Here is a 21662-nt window from a genome sequence, read left to right on the forward strand (position 1 = left end):
CATACTCCTCCGGCAGAAGCAGAAAAAGCTTATTATGCTTCCATCGGAAACGATGATCTGGCAGCCTGAGTTCACAGATAAAACACTCTCCAGGAAACCCGGGGCGGTTCAATCTTTATGCCTGTTGAGAGCAACGCCAAACGCTACGACGCGATGAATAAAGGCATTTTCAAAGACCTAACCAAGCACACTGATGTGATCCTGAAAAAATCGTATGAAGTGATGCATGGGGAATTGGGGAATGCGGATTCGATCCAGAGCTGGTCGAATGCGTAAGTGAGGAAGGCCGGGCGGGAAAATGCCCGGCCTGAACATACCTGAATGGTTATCCCCGCTGACGCGGGGAACATAAGTTCGACAACTTAAAAAATGATAACAAGTCCGGTTTATCCCCGCTGATGCAGGGAACATAATAAAAACTTTAACTAGTTCGGTTTATCCCTGTTTTTACAAGGAATATTAACTACACTCGATGTCTTTAGAATAAAAGACAATACGAATCGCACTTTATCAATTTTCACTTAAAGTATGAACTGGATATCTTTATTCATAAGAACTATTCATCAACAGCCTATAGAGGCGGTTATGTAAAACCACTCATTAGCCTCAAAACAAAGACAAATTTCCAGATTTATTACTTAATCAATGAATAACAAGCTTAAAAAATACACTGTTATTCTAAAGAAAAAATTAACAGGCATTAATTAATATTAAAAAAATAATAGATTAAAATTTCTTAACGGTTTAAGGGTTATACAAATAACACTTTGATTAAATTTGATTTTTTGTATCGATAATTGTGAACTTATCTGGCATGGAGAACTATTTTGAACATGAGGTGTTATGTGGATATGTTGCTTATTACAAGTACAGCTAATATAAAAACTTGAGAAAGAGATAACGGGTTATATGGTGGTTTATCCCCGCTGGTGCGGGGAACTCTGCGTGATCCCCTCGCTAACGTACATATCGATCGGTTTATCCCCGCTGGCGCGGGGAACTCGCAAAACCTGTCGATCTTGATACTGGTCGCTCCGGTTTATCCCCGCTGCCGCGGGGAACTCTTGCTGCAATTTTGTCTTTTAATTTATCCTAGCGGTTTATCCCCGCTGGCGCGGGGAACTCCGGACACCGTACACAGATTTATATCAATCATTCGGTTTATCCCCGCTGACGTGGGGAACTCTTCGACCGTCTCGACTTTTGACGAGTGACCAACGGTTTATCCCCGCTGACGTGGGGAACTCTCTTTCGCAGCATCTGGAACTAAATTAATTGCCGGTTTATCCCCGCTGACGTGGGGAACTCGTCGATAATATTTTGCTGTTGTTTTGTTACGTCGGTTTATCCCCGCTGACGTGGGGAACTCTCTAAACATAACCTATTATTAATTAATGATTTTTTAAGCCAGTCACAATCTACCAACTTTACAGTATCACACAAACAACACATCCATTATGTTAAAGAGCACTTAATCCATTGATTAAAAAGGTAAATATTTAAAATAACTCTATACAAACTAAAATCTACCAAACTTTACCGCAATAATTTTCACTCCAGCGAAAAATTAACGCCACAGAATTTGTAGAGAATGATAATGATTAGTTCAGGATGGGCAAGATGGATGAGTTTTCAGAGGCGACAAACAATATAAATGAGTAGAAGTCTTTACAGGTTCCACCCATTTATAACGCTTATAAATGTTTAATCAGGCAATATTTAGATATTTATGTGTTTGCATCGACAAACGCCAATTACGCGCAATGCAGGTTTCAATGCACAAACGTGTGGCATCATCCTTTTGGCTAATCGGCTGCAGTGCAATGACTCGCGGTTTATCATCGGTCAGCGTTGCCAGTAGTTCATCCAGTGCTTCAATATCACGTACGCGCCCCACTGGATGCTTGATTTCGTTGGCTCGCTCCAGTGCCTGTGACAACACTTCATAGCCGCCGCGCATGTTCAACTTTGGTGATACGGTAACCCAGGTATTCGGTGTGCAGCGTACCTCATGAGTACCACTGGTTTCGATCTGGCAGCTAAAACCGTTCTTTTCGAGCAGATCAGTCAGTGGCAGCAAATCATGAATGCAAGGCTCACCACCCGTAATCACCACATGCCGTGCGGTGTATCCCTGGCGACCAATGACAGCCAGCAAATCTTCACTGCTCGCAGCCCCCCACTTATCACTCTCTTTGGTCTTCGCCAGAATGCTGAAAAGGGAGACTTCCCGATCCTCAAGCTTTTCCCAGGTGTGTTTGGTGTCGCACCAGGCACAGCCAACCGGGCATCCCTGTAAACGAATAAAAATGGCGGGGACGCCGGTAAAGTAACCCTCACCTTGCAGGGTCTGGAACATCTCGTTAATCGGGTACTGCATAGCATTCTCTGTGAAGTGGATAATTGTTAATTATTGCAGATCCTGCCACAACAATCATGTCTTATTAACATTCTGTTACAGGCAGGTTTAAAGAAAAATGAGAAACAGATCGTTAATAATAAAAGGGAGTAACGTATTATGTCAGAAATAAATAAAGTAAAGGGATTTAATCATGTCAAAAACATTCACCAAAATTATACTTATTTTTTTCTGTGTTCGTTTTTAATTATAACGAATCTCAAATTACCGATGCCGCCGTCAATTTATTTATCCAGCTTTAATGGGACATTTATAATGCGCTATTTCATACTAATATTCACATTCGTGTGTTCCTTTGTTGCAGCCCAACCAACTATTGTCCCACAATTACAGCAACAAGTTACGGATCTTACGAGTAGCTTAAACTCACAAGAAAAGAAAGAACTGACGCGGAAGTTAGAATCTATTTTCAATAATACCCAAGTACAAATTGCTGTATTAATTATTCCCACAACCAAAGACGAGACAATTGAACAATATGCTACAAGGGTTTTTAACAATTGGCGTTTAGGAGATGCCAAACGCAATGATGGGATACTGATCATTGTTGCCTGGTCGGATCGCACTGTCCGCATCCAGGTAGGTTATGGGCTGGAAGAAAAGGTAACCGATGCTCTGGCTGGAGATATCATCCGTAGCAACATGATACCCGCATTTAAACAACAAAAATTAGCTAAGGGATTAGAGTTAGCTATAATCGCTTTGAATAACCAACTCACTTCACAACACCAATATTCGGCTAATCCTTCAGAAAGTGAATCAGCGTCTTCCAGCGATCATTACTACTTTGCTATTTTTTGGGTATTTGCAGTGATGTTCTTCCCTTTCTGGTTTTTTCATCAAGGCAGTAATTTTTGTCGCGCATGTAAAAGCAGTGTCTGTATTTCAGCAATCTATCTTTTAGATTTATTCCTGTTCTCCGATAAAACTTTTTCCATTGCTGTATTTTTCTTCTTTTTTACTTTCACCACCATTATGGTCTTTACCTGTTTATGTGTACTTCAGAAAAAAAGCATCTGGTAGAAGTTATCATTCAGACAACAGCGGTTCCGGTGGCGGCTCAAGTGGCGGCGGATTTAGCGGCGGGGGCGGTTCTTCTGGCGGTGGCGGCGCGTCCGGTCGCTGGTAACTCAACCATAAAAAACGCCAGCCCGAAGGCTGGCATTTTTAAATCAGATAAAGTCAGACTTATGCCTGGCCTTTGATCTCTTTACGACCGTTGTACGGTGCTTTTTCGCCCAGAGCTTCTTCGATACGAATCAGCTGGTTGTATTTAGCAACACGGTCAGAACGGCTCATAGAACCAGTTTTGATCTGGCCTGCAGCAGTACCAACAGCCAGGTCAGCGATGGTAGCGTCTTCAGTTTCGCCTGAACGGTGAGAGATAACTGCAGTGTAGCCAGCGTCTTTCGCCATCTTGATTGCAGCCAGAGTTTCGGTCAGAGAACCGATCTGGTTGAATTTTATCAGGATGGAGTTAGCGATACCTTTTTCGATACCTTCTTTCAGGATCTTGGTGTTGGTTACGAACAGGTCGTCACCAACCAGCTGGATTTTGTCGCCCAGAACTTTGGTCTGGTATGCGAAACCGTCCCAGTCAGATTCGTCCAGACCGTCTTCGATGGAAACGATCGGATACTGTTTGGTCAGTTCTTCCAGGAAGTGAGTGAATTCTTCAGAGGTGAACGCTTTGTTGCCTTCGCCAGCCAGAACGTATTTACCGTCTTTGTAGAATTCAGAAGCTGCGCAGTCCATCGCCAGAGTGATGTCTTTGCCCAGTTCATAACCAGCAGCTTTAACAGCTTCAGCGATAACAGCCAGAGCTTCAGCGTTGGAACCCAGGTTCGGCGCATAGCCACCTTCGTCACCAACAGCAGTGTTCATGCCTTTCGCTTTCAGAACTTTTGCCAGGTGATGGAAAACTTCAGAACCCATGCGGATGGCTTCTTTCACAGTTTTCGCGCCAACCGGCTGAATCATGAATTCCTGGATATCAACGTTGTTGTCAGCGTGCTCACCACCGTTGATGATGTTCATCATCGGAACCGGCATGGAGTATTTGCCCGGAGTGCCGTTCAGTTCAGCGATGTGCTCGTACAGCGGCATACCTTTAGCAGCTGCAGCAGCTTTGGCGTTAGCCAGAGATACAGCCAGGATTGCGTTCGCGCCGAATTTGGATTTGTTTTCGGTGCCGTCCAGGTCGATCATGATCTTGTCAATGCCAGCCTGATCTTTAGCATCTTTGCCAATCAGCGCCTGAGCGATCGGGCCGTTTACCGCAGCAACAGCTTTGGTTACGCCTTTACCCAGGAAACGGGATTTGTCGCCATCGCGCAGTTCCAGAGCTTCACGGGAACCAGTAGAAGCACCTGACGGAGCAGCTGCCATACCGACGAAACCACCCTCCAGATGTACTTCGGCTTCAACAGTCGGGTTACCACGGGAGTCGATGATTTCACGACCGATGATTTTTACGATTTTGGACATTAGGTTTTCCTCAAGTCACTAGTTAAACTGAAACTCCAGACAAACAACGCGTACCTAGGGTACGCGTTGCCGTTCTAACTTTTTTCTTACTTCGCCTGACGCTTCTGGAACTCGCTGGCGGCTTTCACAAAGCCTGCAAACAGCGGGTGACCATCACGTGGAGTAGAAGTAAACTCCGGATGGAACTGGCAAGCCACGAACCACGGGTGATTCGGAACTTCGATGATCTCGACCAACTGATCATCCCCGGAACGGCCCGCAACGCGCAGACCTGCATCTTCAATCTGTTTCAACAGCATGTTGTTGACTTCGTAACGGTGACGATGACGCTCAACAATTGTCGGCGCATTGTACAGCTGGCGAACCAGGCTATCGTCAACCAACTGGCACTGCTGTGCGCCGAGACGCATGGTACCGCCGAGATCGCTCTTCTCGCTACGAACTTCAACGTTGCCGTTTTCATCGCGCCACTCGGTAATCAGCGCCACAACCGGGTACTTACAGTCTGGCACAAATTCCGTAGAGTTGGCGTTCTCCATGTTGGCAACATGGCGAGCGTAATCAATTAACGCCACCTGCATACCCAGGCAAATACCCAGATAAGGAATATTGTTCTCACGCGCAAAACGCGCGGTCGTAATCATGCCTTCTACGCCACGATAGCCGAAACCGCCAGGTACGAGGATTGCGTCCAGACCTTTAAGGATTTCAACGCCGCGCGTTTCAACATCTTGTGAATCGATCAGTTTGATGTTGACGCTGACACGATTCTTCAGCCCACCGTGTTTCAGTGCTTCGATCACTGATTTATAAGCATCCGGCAGTTCAATGTACTTGCCGACCATACCGATGGTGACTTCACTTACCGGATTCGCTTCTTCGAAGATAACCTGTTCCCATTCGGACAGATTTGCTTCCGGGCAGTTTAAGCTGAATCGTTTACAAATATAATCGTCCAGCCCCTGAGATTTCAACAGGCCCGGAATTTTATAGATGGAATCGACGTCTTTCAGAGAAATAACCGCTTTTTCCGGAACATTACAGAACAATGCAATCTTCGCACGTTCGTTCGCCGGAACGGCGCGATCTGAACGACAAATCAGGATGTCAGGCTGGATACCGATGGAGAGCAGCTCTTTTACAGAGTGCTGAGTCGGTTTGGTTTTGACTTCACCAGACGCTGCCATGTACGGCACCAGCGTCAGGTGCATAAACAGAGTGTGCTCACGGCCAATTTCAACAGCCATCTGGCGAATCGCTTCGAGGAACGGCAGGGATTCGATATCACCTACAGTACCGCCGATTTCGACCAGTACTACGTCATGACCTTCGCCGCCTTCCAGCACGCGCTCTTTGATTGCGTTAGTGATGTGCGGAATAACCTGCACGGTTGCGCCGAGGTAGTCACCGCGGCGTTCTTTACGCAGAACGTCAGAGTAGATACGACCCGTGGTGAAGTTGTTGCGGCGGCTCATTTTGGTACGAATGAAACGCTCGTAGTGCCCCAGGTCCAGGTCGGTTTCAGCGCCGTCTTCAGTAACGAACACTTCCCCGTGTTGGATTGGGCTCATAGTACCTGGATCGACGTTGATGTACGGATCCAGTTTCATGATGGTCACATTGAGGCCACGGGCTTCAAGAATGGCTGCGAGGGAGGCTGCGGCAATGCCTTTACCCAGAGAGGATACGACCCCGCCGGTCACAAAAATATAGTTCGTTGTCATGCTGAACCTGAGAAGTTAGGTTGAAAAGACGATGGAATAACCAGGACGGGAAAGCAGTATACCCGAACATGACCTGTGCCACAAACTTTCATTATCCCTCCTCTTCGCCAGCGCACTATTGAAATCAGGAGTGAGAAAATAGCCCCTTTGGGGTAAATGTTTTTGACGCAAATCAAGCGCTTGTCATTTAAAAAATGACACAAATCGCGCTTGACCACGTAATTCCCTTAGAGATCAATTTCCTGCCGTTTTACCTGTTGCCAGACTTCTTCCATTGTTTCGAGGTCAACACCTGTCATTTCCAGTCCACGCGCGGCAACAATACGCTCCACTTCGCGAAAACGACGCTCGAATTTTTCGTTCGCTTTTTGCAATGCGATTTCCGCTTTTGTCCCTAAATGACGAGCCAGATTGACTGTGGCAAACAGCAGGTCACCCATTTCCTCCTCCAGTTTAGCCTGGTCGACAACAACCTGCCGCGCTTCGTACATCACCTCATCGATCTCTTCGTAGACTTTATCGACTACCGGGCCAAGCGTCGTCCAGTCGAAGCCAACGTTGGCGCAACGTTTCTGGATTTTTTGTGCGCGCATTAAGGCGGGTAAACTACTAGGGATATCGTCCAGCGCCGAATGCTGCGCTTTTTGCGCGCGCTCTTCAGTTTTGATTTGCTCCCAACGAGCAAGAACTTCGCGGCTGTTTCCGGCAGAACCGTCAGCAAAAACATGTGGATGACGGCGTTCTAATTTATCGCTAATCGCAGCGCAAATATCATTAAAATCAAAGCGCCCTTCTTCCTGGGCCATTTGTGCGTAAAACACCACCTGGAACAGCAGATCGCCCAGTTCACCGCGCAGATCGTCAAAATCTTCACGGGCGATGGCGTCCAGCACCTCGTAGGTTTCTTCAAGGGTGTAAGGCGCAATGGTGGCAAATGTCTGCTCTTTATCCCACGGGCAGCCGTTTTCCGGGTCGCGCAGGCGCTGCATGATGGTGAGCAAACGGTCGATTTGATTCATTAGAATGTCCTGAAAATTGCGGGTCCGTCAGGTGTAATACCTTCGAGTAAAAGATATCGCTGGATACGGCTGACGCCATATCCAGCTATGTAAGACTAACTCCCGTGCAACCGACGCGCGTCGATAACATCCGGCACCTGGTTGAGTTTACCCAGCACGCGCCCCAGCACTTGCAGGTTGTAAATCTCAATGGTCATGTCGATGGTCGCCAGTTGCTGTTTGGTGTCGCTACGGCTGGCAACGCCAAGCACGTTCACCTTCTCGTTGGCGAGAATGGTCGTGATATCACGTAACAACCCACTACGATCATTAGCCACCACGCGGACCACCAGCGAATATCCGGCGGAGTAGCTCTCGCCCCATACCGCGTCAACAATGCGTTCGGGCGCATGGGAGCGCAGTTCCGCCAGTTGTTCACAATCGGCGCGATGTACTGAAATACCGCGCCCCTGGGTAATGAAGCCGACAATCTCATCTCCAGGAATCGGCTGGCAGCAGCGCGCGATGTGGTGCATCAGGTTACCGACACCTTCTACCACCACACGACCGTTATCTTTACTGCGGTTTTGCGGCGTATAGCTTTTTTGCTGAAGTTGCTTCAGCGCGGCGGCATCCTGCTCTTCGGCACTCGGCTTATTAAATTGCGATTGCAGGAAGTTCACCATCTGATTGAGACGGATATCCCCGCCACCAATTGCCGCCAGCAACTCGTCGACATCATTGAAGTTGTAACGCGGCAGCAGATGTTTTTCTGCTTCTTTCAGGCTGATCCCCAGATGTTCCAGCTCGTCGTCAAGGATTTGCCGCCCAGCCAGAATGTTTTTGTCACGGTCCTGTTTACGGAACCAGGCGTGAATTTTCGAACGCCCACGGCTGGTTGTGACGTAACCGAGGTTTGGGTTTAACCAGTCACGGCTGGGGTTCGGCTGTTTCTGGGTGATAATTTCAATCTGGTCGCCCATCTGCAGCTGGTAGGTGAACGGCACAATGCGCCCGCCAATTTTTGCCCCGATGCAGCGGTGTCCGACATCACTGTGGATGTGGTAAGCGAAGTCCAGCGGTGTTGATCCCGCAGGTAAATCAACGACATCACCTTTCGGCGTAAAGACGTACACCCGGTCGTCAAAGACCTGGCTACGTACTTCGTCGAGCATTTCGCCGGAATCAGCCATCTCTTCCTGCCACGCAATCAGTTTACGCAGCCAGGCAATTCGGTCTTCATGTCCCGAACGTGCGCCGCCAGCTGCCGCGCCCTCTTTATATTTCCAGTGCGCAGCAACACCCAACTCTGCATCTTCATGCATCTGTTTGGTGCGGATTTGGATCTCAACGGTTTTGCCACCCGGCCCCAGAACCACGGTATGAATAGACTGATAACCGTTTGGTTTCGGGTTAGCGACGTAATCGTCGAACTCATCCGGCAGGTGGCGATAGTGAGTGTGCACTATCCCCAGTGCGGCATAACAATCCTGTAAACGCTCGGCGACAATACGTACCGCACGCACATCAAACAGCTCATCGAAGGCGAGGTTCTTTTTCTGCATTTTGCGCCAGATACTGTAGATGTGTTTCGGACGGCCATACACTTCAGCTTTAACGCCTTCAGCTTTCATCTCAGCGCGCAGATGGCCGACAAACTCTTCGATATAGTGTTCGCGGTCGAGACGGCGTTCATGCAGCAGTTTTGCGATGCGTTTGTATTCGGTCGGGTGGAGATAACGGAAGCAGTAATCTTCCAGCTCCCATTTCAGTTGCCCAATCCCAAGACGGTTCGCCAACGGCGCGTAGATATTGGTGCACTCTTTTGCCGCCAGTACGCGTTCATCTTCCGGCGCGTCTTTTACTTCGCGCAGATGAGCAATACGCTCTGCCAGTTTGATGACCACGCAGCGAAAATCATCGACCATCGCCAATAACATCCGGCGAACGTTATCGACCTGTTCGGAGGAAACAGAATCGGTATGCGTCGCTTTCAGCTGGCGGATCGCCGCCATATCACGCACGCCGTGAATAAGGTTAACGACCGACTTACCGACGCTCTCACGCAGCACATCTTCGCTGACTACGTTGGCATCGGCCAGAGGGAACAGCAGCGCCGCCCGCAGCGTGTCAATGTCCATACTTAATGTCGAGAGGATCTCCACCATCTCAACACCACGCCACAATAACAGACTGGCATCCGGATGCCCCTGCGTCTGTTGCAGACAATACGCCCAGGTTTCGGCTAAGCACTCACACGACTTCTGGCTGGTAATACCCAGACTTGCGATCCATTTTTCCGGATCAAATTCACCAGCCTTATTGATATGTGCACTTCTTACCGCAACCATCGTCCTCTCCTTTAGGGACCAGACCTGCCGAAATCGGCAAATCGTAACTATTTAACGCGCGAGAAAAGTACCATCGATTCCAGATGTCCCGTGTGTGGGAACATATCCAGCATCGCCAGTCGCGCAATGGTATATCCTGCTTTTAATAACGCTTCGCTATCCCGAGCCAGCGTTGCAGGGTTACAGGATACATAAACTATACGAATAGGTTCCAGTTTTATAATTTGCTGCATAACACCTGCGGCACCTGCTCGCGCCGGGTCCAACAACACTTTATCGAAGCCGTTTTTCGCCCACGGCTGCTTTGTGACATCTTCTTCAAGATTTTCGTGATAAAACGTCACATTCTGTAAGCCATTAAGACGCGCATTCTGCTGGCCTTTTTCCACCAGCGCCGGAGCGCCTTCTACACCCACCACACTGGCAGCTTGTGTCGCCAATGGCAGTGTAAAGTTGCCCATACCGCAGAACAAATCCAGTACGCGATCTTCAGGTTGTACATCCAGCCATTCCAACGCACGCGCTACCATTTTTTGGTTCACACCCGCATTGACCTGAATAAAATCGCGCGGGCTAAAAGTTAAGCGCAACCCGTTTGAGTCATACCAGGGCATCTCACCAGAGACGGTTTCGAGTATCTCACTATCGGGGGCGAGATACAGATCCAGGCCTTCAGAATGCGAAAAGCGTTCCAGTTTTTCGCGATCAGCCGAACTTAGCGGTGCGGTATGGCGCAAAATCATCAGCGTGCCGCTGGTTGCCTGTACCAGTTCAACATGACCAAGATGGCGTATAGCTTGTAAGCTGCCCAGGCATGCCCTGACTTTGGGCAGCAATGCTTCAAGTTGGGGCACTAAAATGGGGCATTGTTTCACGTCGACAATGTCACTGGAGCCCGCTTTGCGAAACCCCATCTGAAGTTGCTGTGTTTTCGGTAAGTAGTTCAGACTTAAACGCGCGCGACGGCGATAGCCCCAGGGAACATCGGCGATCACTTCAGAGACTTCGTGTTTCATTAGTCGGGCGAGTGCCGCACTTTTGCTTCGCTGCTGTAAATCCACGCTGGCGTGTTGTTGCTGACAGCCGCCGCATACGCCAAAATGAGGACAGCGTGGCGTTTCGCGTTCCGGGCTATCGCTTAACCGGCGCACGACTTTAGCGCGGGCGTATTGTTTTTTATCTTCAGTAACAGTAACTTCCGCGTTTTCCTGTGGCAATAATCCAGGAATAAATAACGCTTTGCCGTTATGTCGTGCCACGCCCTGACCAAAAGAGTCGAGGTCGTTGACTGAAACAGTTATGATCTGACGCGTCGTCGTGCGTCGTTTTGCAGAGTAGAATTGCGCCATTGGCGAGACTTTCTCAATTTAACAGTGTGACCTTAATTGTCCCATAACGGAACTCCATGACCAACTACAGCCTGCGCGCACGCATGATGATTCTGATCCTGGCACCGACCGTCCTTATTGGTTTATTGCTGAGTATCTTTTTCGTTGTGCATCGCTATAACGACTTGCAGCGTCAACTGGAAGATGCCGGAGCCAGCATTATTGAGCCGCTTGCAGTTTCTACTGAATATGGCATGAGCCTGCAAAATCGCGAATCTATCGGTCAGTTAATAAGCGTACTGCATCGTCGCCATTCCGATATTGTTCGCGCGATTTCGGTTTATGATGAAAATAACCGACTCTTTGTCACCTCCAATTTTCATCTTGATCCCTCATCAATGCAGCTCGGCAGCAACGTGCCGTTTCCTCGCCAGCTCACTGTCACTCGTGACGGCGATATAATGATCCTCCGCACGCCGATTATTTCTGAAAGTTACTCCCCCGACGAATCGCCCAGTAGCGATGCCAAAAATAGTCAAAATATGCTGGGATATATTGCGCTGGAGCTGGATCTTAAATCGGTTCGCTTGCAGCAATATAAAGAGATCTTTATTTCCAGCGTGATGATGCTGTTTTGTATCGGTATTGCGCTTATTTTTGGCTGGCGCTTAATGCGCGATGTAACCGGTCCGATTCGCAACATGGTGAATACTGTCGACCGCATCCGTCGCGGGCAACTCGACAGCCGGGTGGAAGGATTTATGCTCGGCGAGCTGGATATGCTGAAAAACGGTATCAACTCGATGGCAATGTCGCTGGCTGCTTATCACGAAGAGATGCAGCACAATATCGACCAGGCGACGTCCGATCTGCGTGAAACGCTGGAGCAGATGGAAATTCAGAACGTTGAGTTGGATCTGGCGAAAAAGCGCGCCCAGGAAGCGGCGCGTATTAAATCCGAGTTTCTGGCAAATATGTCACACGAGCTGCGTACACCACTGAATGGTGTTATTGGCTTTACCCGCCTGACGCTGAAAACAGAATTAACACCAACGCAGCGCGATCACCTGAATACGATTGAACGTTCGGCAAATAATTTGCTGGCAATTATTAATGATGTTCTCGACTTCTCGAAACTGGAAGCAGGTAAGCTGATTCTGGAAAGTATTCCATTCCCACTACGCAGCACGCTGGATGAAGTCGTTACCCTGCTGGCACATTCTTCTCACGATAAAGGACTGGAACTGACGCTCAATATTAAAAGCGACGTGCCTGATAACGTTATCGGCGACCCACTACGATTACAGCAAATCATCACTAACCTGGTGGGGAATGCAATTAAATTCACCGAGAATGGCAACATTGATATTCTGGTAGAAAAACGTGCGCTGAGTAATACCAAAGTGCAGATTGAAGTGCAGATTCGGGATACCGGCATTGGTATTCCTGAACGCGATCAATCGCGCTTATTCCAGGCCTTCCGACAGGCTGATGCCAGTATTTCCCGCCGTCATGGTGGCACCGGGCTGGGGCTGGTGATTACACAAAAACTGGTTAATGAAATGGGCGGCGATATTTCGTTTCATAGCCAGCCGAATCGCGGTTCAACTTTCTGGTTCCACATTAATCTCGATCTGAATCCGAACATTATTATTGAAGGGCCATCCACCCAGTGCCTCGCCGGCAAGCGCCTGGCCTATGTCGAACCAAACTCCGCAGCAGCGCAATGCACGCTGGATATTTTAAGTGAAACGCCGCTGGAGGTGGTTTATAGCCCAACGTTCTCCGCGCTGCCTCCCGCGCATTACGACATGATGTTGTTAGGCATCGCGGTGACCTTCCGCGAGCCGCTAACAATGCAACATGAGCGATTAGCGAAAGCGGTATCGATGACCGATTTCCTGATGCTGGCACTTCCTTGCCATGCACAAGTCAATGCTGAAAAACTCAAGCAAGATGGTATCGGCGCGTGTCTGCTGAAACCATTAACACCTACGCGCCTGTTGCCTGCCCTGACGGAATTTTGTCATCACAAACAAAACACGCTTTTGCCTGTAACCGATGAAAGTAAGCTGGCAATGACAGTCATGGCGGTTGATGACAACCCCGCTAACCTGAAACTTATCGGCGCATTGCTGGAAGATATGGTGCAACATGTGGAACTTTGCGATAGCGGGCATCAGGCGGTTGAACGGGCGAAACAGATGCCGTTCGATTTGATCTTAATGGATATTCAAATGCCGGACATGGACGGCATTCGGGCCTGCGAACTCATCCACCAGCTCCCCCATCAGCAACAAACGCCGGTTATCGCGGTAACGGCGCATGCAATGGCCGGGCAAAAAGAGAAGCTGCTTGGCGCAGGGATGAGCGATTATCTGGCGAAACCGATTGAAGAAGAGCGATTGCATAATTTGTTGTTGCGCTACAAGCCTGGCAGCGGTATTTCCTCTCGCGTCGTGACGCCCGAAGTCAACGAAATTGTGGTGAACCCGAATGCGACCCTCGACTGGCAACTGGCACTACGCCAGGCAGCAGGAAAAACCGATTTAGCGCGCGATATGCTGCAAATGTTACTCGATTTCCTGCCTGAAGTTCGCAACAAAGTTGAGGAACAGCTGGTTGGAGAAAACCCGGAAGGCCTGGTTGATTTGATTCATAAACTGCATGGCAGTTGCGGCTATAGCGGTGTGCCGCGTATGAAGAATCTCTGCCAACTGATCGAACAACAGTTACGTAGCGGTACTAAAGAAGAAGATTTGGAGCCGGAACTGCTGGAACTGTTGGACGAGATGGATAATGTAGCGCGCGAAGCCAGCAAAATTCTCGGGTAATGGACGTCTTGTCGAGTAGCAACCGGATTTTTATGACGCTGGTTTCAGATTGGTGACAAGTGCCTGTGTTTATGCCGGATGCGGCGTTAACGCCTTATCCGGCCTGCAAAACCAATTAAATTCAATGAATTAAAAAATGATGTAGCCCTGATACGTAGCGCAACAGGCAATTTTGCGTTTGGCATCAGTCTCAAACCGGCTCCAGATAGAGCCGGTTTTGGTTTTCTGTCTTAACGCACCATGCACGGACGCTTGTTATCGAACGTCCAGCCGGGGATCAGGTACTGCATTCCCATCGCATCATCACGCGCGCCAAGCCCGTGTTTCTGATACAGCTCGTGCGCTTTCATCACTTGATCCATATCGATTTCTACACCCAGCCCCGGTTTTTCTGGCACCTGAACCAGACCGCCTTTGATCTCTAACGGTTCTTTGGTCAGACGCTGATTGCCTTCCTGCCAGATCCAGTGCGTATCAATAGCAGTAATTTTACCCGGTGCAGCAGCGGCTACATGGGTAAACATCGCCAGGGAAATATCGAAGTGGTTGTTAGAGTGTGAACCCCAGGTCAGGCCAAATTCATGGCACATTTGCGCCACACGTACCGAACCTTGCATCGTCCAGAAATGCGGATCCGCCAGCGGGATATCAACGGATTGTAACGAGAGCGTATGGCCCATCTGCCGCCAGTCGGTGGCGATCATATTGGTTGCGGTCGGCAGGCCAGTCGCGCGACGGAACTCTGCCATCACTTCACGCCCGGAGAAACCTTGCTCCGCACCACACGGATCTTCTGCATAAGCCAGCGAACCTTTCAGGTATTTACCAATTTTAATCGCTTCGTTCAGCGACCAGGCACCGTTAGGATCGAGGGTAATACGCGCCTGTGGGAAGCGTTGCGCCAGTGCCACAATAGATTCTGCTTCTTCTTCCCCGGCCAGTACACCACCCTTCAGTTTGAAATCGTTGAAGCCATATTTTTCATATGCCGCTTCCGCCAGGCGCACCACCGCATCCGGCGTCATCGCTTCTTCGTGACGCAGGCGATACCAGTCACATTTATCATCCGGCTGGCTTTGATACGGCAGCGGTGTGGCTTTGCGATTACCGACGAAGAACAGATAACCGAGCATTTCGACTTCGCTACGCTGTTGACCATCGCCCAGCAGCGATGCCACGTTAACCCCCAGATGCTGCCCCAGCAGATCCAGCATTGCCGCTTCTATCCCGGTAACTACATGAATAGTGGTCCGCAAATCAAATGTCTGCAAACCGCGCCCGCCGGCATCACGATCGGCAAATGTATTACGCACCAGCGTCAGAACGTTTTTGTATTCACCCAGCGTTTTACCCACCACCAGCGGAATCGCATCTTCCAGCGTTTTACGGATTTTCTCGCCGCCGGGAATTTCCCCTACCCCAGTGTGACCAGAATTATCTTTGATAATCACAATATTACGCGTGAAGAACGGTGCGTGTGCACCACTCAGATTCATCAGCATACTGTCATGGCCCGCCACCGGGATGACCTGCATTTCAGTAACAACAGGCGTCGTAAATTGAGAACTCATATTTATGTCCTTTTTCAAAATCAATGACGGCCGAAAACGGGACGTTTACGGTCAAAGGTCCAGCCGGGGATCAGGTACTGCATCGGGCCCGCGTCGTTACGCGCACCGCCAGGCAGACGTTTATAGGCCTCATGCGCCTTTTGTACCTGCTCCCAGTCCAGTTCCACGCCCAGACCGGGCGCATCAGGAACGGCAATTTTTCCGTTTTTAATCTCCAGCGGATTTTTGGTCAGGCGACAATCGCCCTCCTGCCAAATCCAGTGGGTATCGATAGCGGTAGGATTACCCGGTGCCGCCGCGCCCACATGGGTAAACATCGCCAGAGAGATATCAAAGTGGTTATTAGAATGGCAGCCCCAGGTCAGCCCCCAGTCGTCGCAAAGTTGCGCCACGCGGACTGCACCGGAAAGCGTCCAGAAGTGCGGATCGGCAAGTGGAATATCTACCGCATTGAGCATCACCGCATGACCCATTTCGCGCCAGTTGGTGGCGATCATGTTGGTCGCGACGGGCAAGCCGGTCGCCCGTCGAAACTCCGCCATCACTTCACGACCGGAGAAACCCTGCTCAGCGCCGCACGGGTCTTCCGCATAGGTAAGGACATCATTCAGCCCTTTGCACAGAGAAATGGCTTCATCAAGCAGCCAGGCACCATTGGGATCAACGGTAATCCGCGCATCAGGGAAGCGTTTCTTCAATGCACGAACAGTGTCGATTTCTTGCTCGCCAGGTAACACGCCACCCTTAAGTTTGAAATCTTTAAAGCCATAGCGATCCTGTGAGGCTTCCGCCAGACGCACAACGGCTTCGCTGTTCATCGCTTTCTGATGCCGCAACTGATACCACTCATGGTTGCCCGACGTATTTTCCAGATAAGGAAGATCGGTTTTGGTCCGATCACCGATATAAAACAGATAACCGAGAACGGTAATAGCATCACGTTGCTTGCCTGGCCCTAACAGTTCGCAGACCGGAACATTCAGCGCCTGACCTAACAGGTCAAGCAAGGCGGCTTCCAGCGCCGCCACGGCATTAACGCGCAATTCAAAAGTCCAGGCACCTTTGCCGAAGGTATCAAAATCGGCTGCCTGATTACCTTTATGCACCTGCTGAACCACTTTATTCAGGCGCGCAACTTCCTGGCCCAGCACCATCGGAATAGCCTTGACCAGTGTTTGATAAATCACCTCTCCGCCCGGCGCTTCACCAATGCCGGTATGCCCGGCATTATCGGTGAGTACCACAATATTGCGGGTGAAATATGCGTTATGTGCACCACCAATATTAAGCAACATGCTGTCATGTCCGGCGACCGGAATGACTTTCATATCAGTAATAACAGGACTGGATTGTGTCGTCATCTTATTGCCCCGCGACAGGTTTCAGCTCAATACGCTTGATATCGCCCACCAGCACCAGGTAGCTGAGTACCGCGATTAAGGCATGAACACCAACATAAATCAGCGCCCCATTAAAGGAGCCAGTCGTGCCAACGATATAACCAATTGCGATTGGCGTGACGATGCCAGAAATGTTACCAAACATGTTAAACAGGCCACCGGAAAGACCGCTGATCTCTTTTGGCGCAGTATCAGCCATTACAGCCCAACCCAGCGCACCGATCCCCTTACCGAAGAAGGCCAGCGCCATAAAGCCGATGATCATCCACTCAACGTTGACGTAGTTGCAGAACACCATCACCATCGACAACAACATGCCCATCACGATCGGTGTTTTACGCGCAATGTTCAGTGAACCCGTGCGACGCATCAGCCAGTCGGAAATAATCCCACCCAGCACACCGCCGATAAAACCGCAAACCGCCGGAACGGAAGCCACAAAGCCCGCTTTCAGAATCGACATCCCGCGCGCCTGCACCAGATAAACCGGGAACCAGGTAATGAAAAAGTAAGTCAGGGCGTTGATACAGTACTGACCGATATAAACGCCGATCATCATCCGTGACCCGAGCAGCTGTTTGATCTGCCCCCACTTCACGCTGAACGGCACTTTAACTTTGGTGTTTTGCTGATCCATATTGATCAGCGCGCCACCCGCGGCGATGTACTCCAGCTCTTTCTGATTTACGCCCGGATGTTGATTTGGCTCATGGATGACTTTCAACCAGATAAAGCTGATGACAATGCCCAGACCGCCCATAAAGAAGAAGACGTGTGACCAGCCCACTTCATGAGTCAACCAGCCCATAATCGGCGCGAAGATAACCGTTGCGAAGTATTGGGCGGAGTTAAAAATCGACACCGCCGTTCCCCTTTCCTGCGCCGGAAACCAGGCCGCAACAATGCGGCTGTTGCCAGGGAAAGATGGCGCTTCAGCAAGCCCGACCAGGAAGCGCAGCGTAAACAGGGCAACGATAATGCCGAATCCACTAAAGATATCGACGAAGCCTTGCAGCAAGGTAAACATCGACCAGATAAAGATCGACCAGAAGTAGACGCGTTTTGAACCAAAACGATCCAGCAACCAACCACCAGGGATCTGCCCGATAACATAAGCCCATGAGAAAGCAGAGAACACATAGCCCATTCCCACAGGATCAAGGCCGATATCTTTGGCCATTTCCGAACCGGCGATAGAGAGCGTAGCGCGGTCGCCGTAGTTGAAGGATGTGACGATAAACAACATCACCACTATCCAGTAACGAGCATTCGTGCGTTTTTCCACACTGCTCGCAGCCTGACTTAAAGAACTCATTGTTGCACTCCTGAAAATTCGCGTTAGCCACGCTCACTCTGGACTGCGACATCGCCAGGAAATCAGAGGTGACGTAGGGTGTTTTTTGCCGTTTTTATAGGTCGTTCGCCGAATGCGGCGCGTGTTTATATCTGGCAATAGCAGTATAAAAAGCGCGCCATAGCGGCTCACCGTGCAACAACACAACATTAATGCGTTCAATGAGGCCCGATTTTGGCATTAGCCCTGGACGGTGGAATCCACTTCACGGAAATGAAAACAAGAACAAGAAAGGAAGGGTTAAAACGAAGAAATAAAGAAGAGTATGAAATGGATCGCTTGACTCCAGGCAAACGCCAGTAAAAATCCGCACTATGAAGCAGTTTTTACTGGCATTTGCCTGAAAAGATTCGATTCAGCACTGCTAAAACGGCATTTACCGCTCGCTGAACGTATCAGGACAACAGCGTGCCCCAATGTTCGACCCACGGATTTGATTCCGTTTCCGGTTCCGGGTTCTCACTGGCGTCAATCAACAGCATTTCTCCCACCCGCTGAGCGCTCTGTTCCTGCAACAAGGCATCGAACTGTTTGCCACCATTGCAGAAATTCACATAACTACTGTCGCCGAGCGCAATCACGCCATAACGCAGATTCGGCTGGAAGCCCAGGGTATCTTTAATTCCCTGAAAGAGCGGCACAATGCTATCAGGAAGGTCGCCCTGCCCGGTCGTGGACGTAACCACCAGAACATACTTATCCTGATAGGGCAGCCAGTCGCTTAATTCAGGATCTTCAAATACCGTTGCTTTGTGGCCCTGCGCGGTCAGAATTGCTTCCGCTTCTTCCGCCACTAACAGCGAATTTCCGTACATAGTGCCGACAAAAATACCAATTTCCGCCATACCGTTTTCTCCCTGGATTAGGAACTTATCTCTCCATCCTGACCCGATGGCGCACTGAACTCAACCCTTTCATTTTCAGGAAGCAGACCCCGCCAGCCAAATTGTGATAACGCCTGCATCCAGGTGTCGTCCAGGCCCGCGTGAATAGTCAGTGGCTCGCCAGTAAAAGGATGCGTCAATGACAACTGACTGGCATGCAGCATTAACCGCTGAAGGCCAAAATGTTCAGCACCGCTGCGATTCTGGCGTAAATCACCATGTTTGCTGTCGCCAATAATCGGGTGGCGCAAATGGGCAAGATGGCGACGGAGCTGGTGCTTACGTCCGGTTTTCGGCTCCAGTTCCACCAGGCCGTAGCGCGTGGTCGGGTAACGTCCGGTCGCTACCGGCATTTCTACGGTCGCCAGACCGCGATAATGCGTCACTGCTGGCTGCGGGCCTTTATCTTCGCGGGCAAATTTATCAGCGATTTTGTCCAGTTCTTCCACCAGTGGATAATCCAGCACCGCTTCTTCCATCAACCAGCCGCGCACAATCGCATGGTAACGTTTCTGGATTTGGTGCTGTTCAAACTGTTGTGCCAGCAGCCGTCCGGCCTCGCTGGATAATCCCATCAACAACACACCAGAAGTGGGTCGGTCCAGACGATGAGCAGTAAACACATGCTGGCCTATCAGGTCACGCACGGTTTGCATGACCACTACTTTCTCGTCGCGATCCAGCCAGCTGCGGTGAACCAGCCAGCCGGAGGGTTTATTTACCGCAACCAGCCATTCATCCTGATAGAGTATTTCCAGCATTAGCTCGCATCATCCGCAAAAAGAGCATCCAGTTTTTCCAGCTCAGCCAGAATAAGCGCGCGTTGCGGATGATCAGTCGCCAGCGCCATTTCATAATAGGGTGCAACGGCAAAAGCTCCCGGTAACGGCTGGTTGTTATCTAACAAATCGTGCATTCGCGGGATCAGCACCCACTGCAACCACTCCAGTGGTTCCATGGTGTCCATAAAGAACGGTTGGGTACTGTTAAATTGATGCGGCTGGGGTTTATCGTTTCGCCAGTGCTGATGTTCACGCAGTAACGCTTCAAGCGCCTGCAACTGGAGACGAACGCGGTCATGAGTGGTCATAAAGCAACCTCAATAAGAAAAACTGCCGCGAAGGATAGCAGGAATAAAAAAAGGGAGCACTGTATTCACAGTGCTCCCGGTTCGTTTCGCAGCATTCCGGCTACTTTTGTTGCTCCCTGCTCATCCTTGACAACTTTTCCTCTGGCCTTGCGGCCAATCGTTCATCCTGAACTATTGCTTCCTGCTCACACCACCCCGATGTGATACTTCATCCTGAAGTGTTCCTGGCCTTCCTGACCCACCGAATCATCCTGACCGGTTCTCATTCTCCATCCTGGAGGTGTCCTTTAACGCGTCCTGCGTCATCCTCTTCGCTTCATCCAGAAGCCTTTCCCTGAAACACCATCCTGGTGTGTCCTTCAGAAGTGTCATCATCCTGATGTTCACTTCGTTGTCTGACTCCCTGTCGACGAAGATAGAATCGTCTTTTTCGCGAAGTCTTACAAGGCACTTACAGACAATGCCTTAAGGAAAATTTCATATGAAAGTTAAGAATTAACAAGCAACATGTTGTTTTTAAATGAGAATAACGATTCTTATCTTTTTAAGTATTCGCTTATTTCCTGGCGATCTCCTACAGAGTCTGTAAGAGATCTCTCACAACCAGATGGGGTATTTGGATTACAGAAGAGGCTTAAGTTGATTAAGGAATTCCGCAAGATTTGAGGCTAAATGCGTCCGTTTACGTGTTCCTAGCGTCTCTTTGCACACTTCACCGGAGAGATTACACACCGAGATGACCTCTAACTCTTCTTCCAGCGTCGCGATAAATAGCGTGGGCGGCAGTTTTAGCCTTTTCTGAGTCACCAGATGACCAATCAGATTTTCCTGCACCCGACGGAAATCGTCTTCACTCCAGGTTTGCAGCAATGTCAGTTTGATATCGCCAAACTGCGCGTGCATATCCCCGGCAAACTGAGTCGTATAAAAGGTATGAATCGTGGGTTGTATCACAATATCAAAAGCGCGTTCAACCGCGTTTACATTTTGTTCCCCGGTAAACGGCTGGGGTTGCCAGTATACGGCATCTTCGGTAGTTGAAATAATGCACGGTGAAGGAACGCCGTACAGTTCCTCACTTAACGGCCAGCTTTTATGCTCTTCATGCCACGCATCGCAGTAGCGTGCAGTAAAATCTTTCAGGGCTTGTGCGGTCAAATCGTCCACTAATTTCTCTCTTCACTTAAACCAGATACACTTGTCGTTTAGTTTATCTGGTTTA

General features: G+C 49.6%; 14 protein-coding genes, 3 pseudogenes and 1 CRISPR repeat array. Of the genes and pseudogenes, 4 read left to right on the forward strand and 13 right to left on the reverse strand.

The window, feature by feature from the left end:
• Positions 1 to 111: 111 nt before the first annotated feature.
• A pseudogene (locus ACJHWT_RS17495) lies at positions 112 to 276 on the forward strand (sugar kinase); the annotation flags it as partial.
• A gap of 637 nt (positions 277 to 913) precedes the next feature.
• A CRISPR array of direct repeats spans positions 914 to 1369; the repeat unit is 29 nt; unit sequence CGGTTTATCCCCGCTGACGTGGGGAACTC.
• A 339-nt stretch (positions 1370 to 1708) separates the two neighbouring features.
• Here ACJHWT_RS17495 and queE read toward each other — a convergent pair.
• Positions 1709 to 2380 (reverse strand): 7-carboxy-7-deazaguanine synthase QueE, encoded by a 672-nt coding sequence (gene queE, locus ACJHWT_RS17500; RefSeq protein ID WP_001199973.1) that lies wholly within the window; start codon positions 2378 to 2380, stop codon positions 1709 to 1711.
• A 138-nt stretch (positions 2381 to 2518) separates the two neighbouring features.
• On the opposite strand from queE, the pseudogene ACJHWT_RS17505 reads away from it, so the two are divergent.
• Both ACJHWT_RS17505 and ACJHWT_RS17510 read left to right on the forward strand, forming a co-directional pair.
• Positions 2519 to 2661, forward strand: a pseudogene (locus ACJHWT_RS17505) (hypothetical protein).
• A 13-nt stretch (positions 2662 to 2674) separates the two neighbouring features.
• Positions 2675 to 3548, forward strand: a pseudogene (locus ACJHWT_RS17510) (TPM domain-containing protein).
• Between the two features lie 59 nt (positions 3549 to 3607).
• On the opposite strand, the gene eno reads toward ACJHWT_RS17510, so the two are convergent.
• The 5 genes from eno to rlmD all read right to left on the reverse strand — a co-directional run bounded on the left by eno (position 3608) and on the right by rlmD (position 11328).
• Positions 3608 to 4906: a phosphopyruvate hydratase gene (eno, locus tag ACJHWT_RS17515; protein ID WP_000036723.1), complete on the reverse strand. Its 1299-nt coding sequence runs from the start codon at positions 4904 to 4906 to the stop codon at positions 3608 to 3610.
• Positions 4907 to 4992: 86 nt separating this feature from the next.
• Positions 4993 to 6630: a glutamine hydrolyzing CTP synthase gene (gene pyrG, locus ACJHWT_RS17520; RefSeq protein ID WP_000210878.1), complete on the reverse strand. Its 1638-nt coding sequence runs from the start codon at positions 6628 to 6630 to the stop codon at positions 4993 to 4995.
• Positions 6631 to 6857: 227 nt separating this feature from the next.
• A complete protein-coding gene (gene mazG / locus ACJHWT_RS17525) occupies positions 6858 to 7649 on the reverse strand; it encodes a nucleoside triphosphate pyrophosphohydrolase (RefSeq protein WP_001071634.1) in 792 nt (263 codons plus the stop codon).
• A 95-nt stretch (positions 7650 to 7744) separates the two neighbouring features.
• A complete protein-coding gene (gene relA / locus ACJHWT_RS17530) occupies positions 7745 to 9979 on the reverse strand; it encodes a GTP diphosphokinase (RefSeq protein ID WP_000226815.1) in 2235 nt (744 codons plus the stop codon).
• A 47-nt stretch (positions 9980 to 10026) separates the two neighbouring features.
• Complete coding sequence (rlmD, locus tag ACJHWT_RS17535) at positions 10027 to 11328, reverse strand: 23S rRNA (uracil(1939)-C(5))-methyltransferase RlmD (protein WP_410232344.1); 1302 nt, start codon at positions 11326 to 11328, stop codon at positions 10027 to 10029.
• Between the two features lie 56 nt (positions 11329 to 11384).
• Between rlmD and barA the strand changes: the two genes are divergently transcribed.
• On the forward strand, positions 11385 to 14141 hold the full coding sequence (barA, locus tag ACJHWT_RS17540; RefSeq protein WP_000186450.1) for a two-component sensor histidine kinase BarA: 2757 nt from the start codon (positions 11385 to 11387) through the stop codon (positions 14139 to 14141).
• Positions 14142 to 14371: 230 nt separating this feature from the next.
• Here barA and gudD read toward each other — a convergent pair whose 3' ends face one another.
• The 7 genes from gudD to syd all read right to left on the reverse strand — a co-directional run bounded on the left by gudD (position 14372) and on the right by syd (position 21607).
• The gene (gene gudD, locus ACJHWT_RS17545; protein ID WP_000098244.1) at positions 14372 to 15712 is read right to left on the reverse strand and encodes a glucarate dehydratase; all 1341 of its coding nucleotides are present in this window, start codon (positions 15710 to 15712) and stop codon (positions 14372 to 14374) included.
• Positions 15713 to 15732: 20 nt separating this feature from the next.
• The gene (locus ACJHWT_RS17550; RefSeq protein WP_000211791.1) at positions 15733 to 17073 is read right to left on the reverse strand and encodes an enolase C-terminal domain-like protein; all 1341 of its coding nucleotides are present in this window, start codon (positions 17071 to 17073) and stop codon (positions 15733 to 15735) included.
• 1 nt (position 17074) lies between these two features.
• Positions 17075 to 18427, reverse strand: a complete 1353-nt coding sequence (gene gudP / locus ACJHWT_RS17555; RefSeq protein WP_000097082.1) for a galactarate/glucarate/glycerate transporter GudP — start codon at positions 18425 to 18427, stop codon at positions 17075 to 17077.
• 434 nt (positions 18428 to 18861) lie between these two features.
• On the reverse strand, positions 18862 to 19311 hold the full coding sequence (locus ACJHWT_RS17560; RefSeq protein WP_000807756.1) for a flavodoxin: 450 nt from the start codon (positions 19309 to 19311) through the stop codon (positions 18862 to 18864).
• Between the two features lie 17 nt (positions 19312 to 19328).
• Complete coding sequence (gene truC / locus ACJHWT_RS17565; protein WP_000889984.1) at positions 19329 to 20111, reverse strand: tRNA pseudouridine(65) synthase TruC; 783 nt, start codon at positions 20109 to 20111, stop codon at positions 19329 to 19331.
• Positions 20111 to 20440 (reverse strand): YqcC family protein, encoded by a 330-nt coding sequence (locus tag ACJHWT_RS17570; RefSeq protein WP_000206999.1) that lies wholly within the window; start codon positions 20438 to 20440, stop codon positions 20111 to 20113. Before ACJHWT_RS17570 ends, truC begins: the two co-directional genes overlap by 1 nt.
• 621 nt (positions 20441 to 21061) lie before the next feature.
• Positions 21062 to 21607: a SecY-interacting protein gene (syd, locus tag ACJHWT_RS17575; RefSeq protein WP_000342431.1), complete on the reverse strand. Its 546-nt coding sequence runs from the start codon at positions 21605 to 21607 to the stop codon at positions 21062 to 21064.
• Positions 21608 to 21662 lie beyond the last annotated feature (55 nt).

This window comes from Escherichia sp. WS338, assembly GCF_046486405.1.
Taxonomy (GTDB): Bacteria; Pseudomonadota; Gammaproteobacteria; order Enterobacterales; family Enterobacteriaceae; genus Escherichia; species Escherichia coli.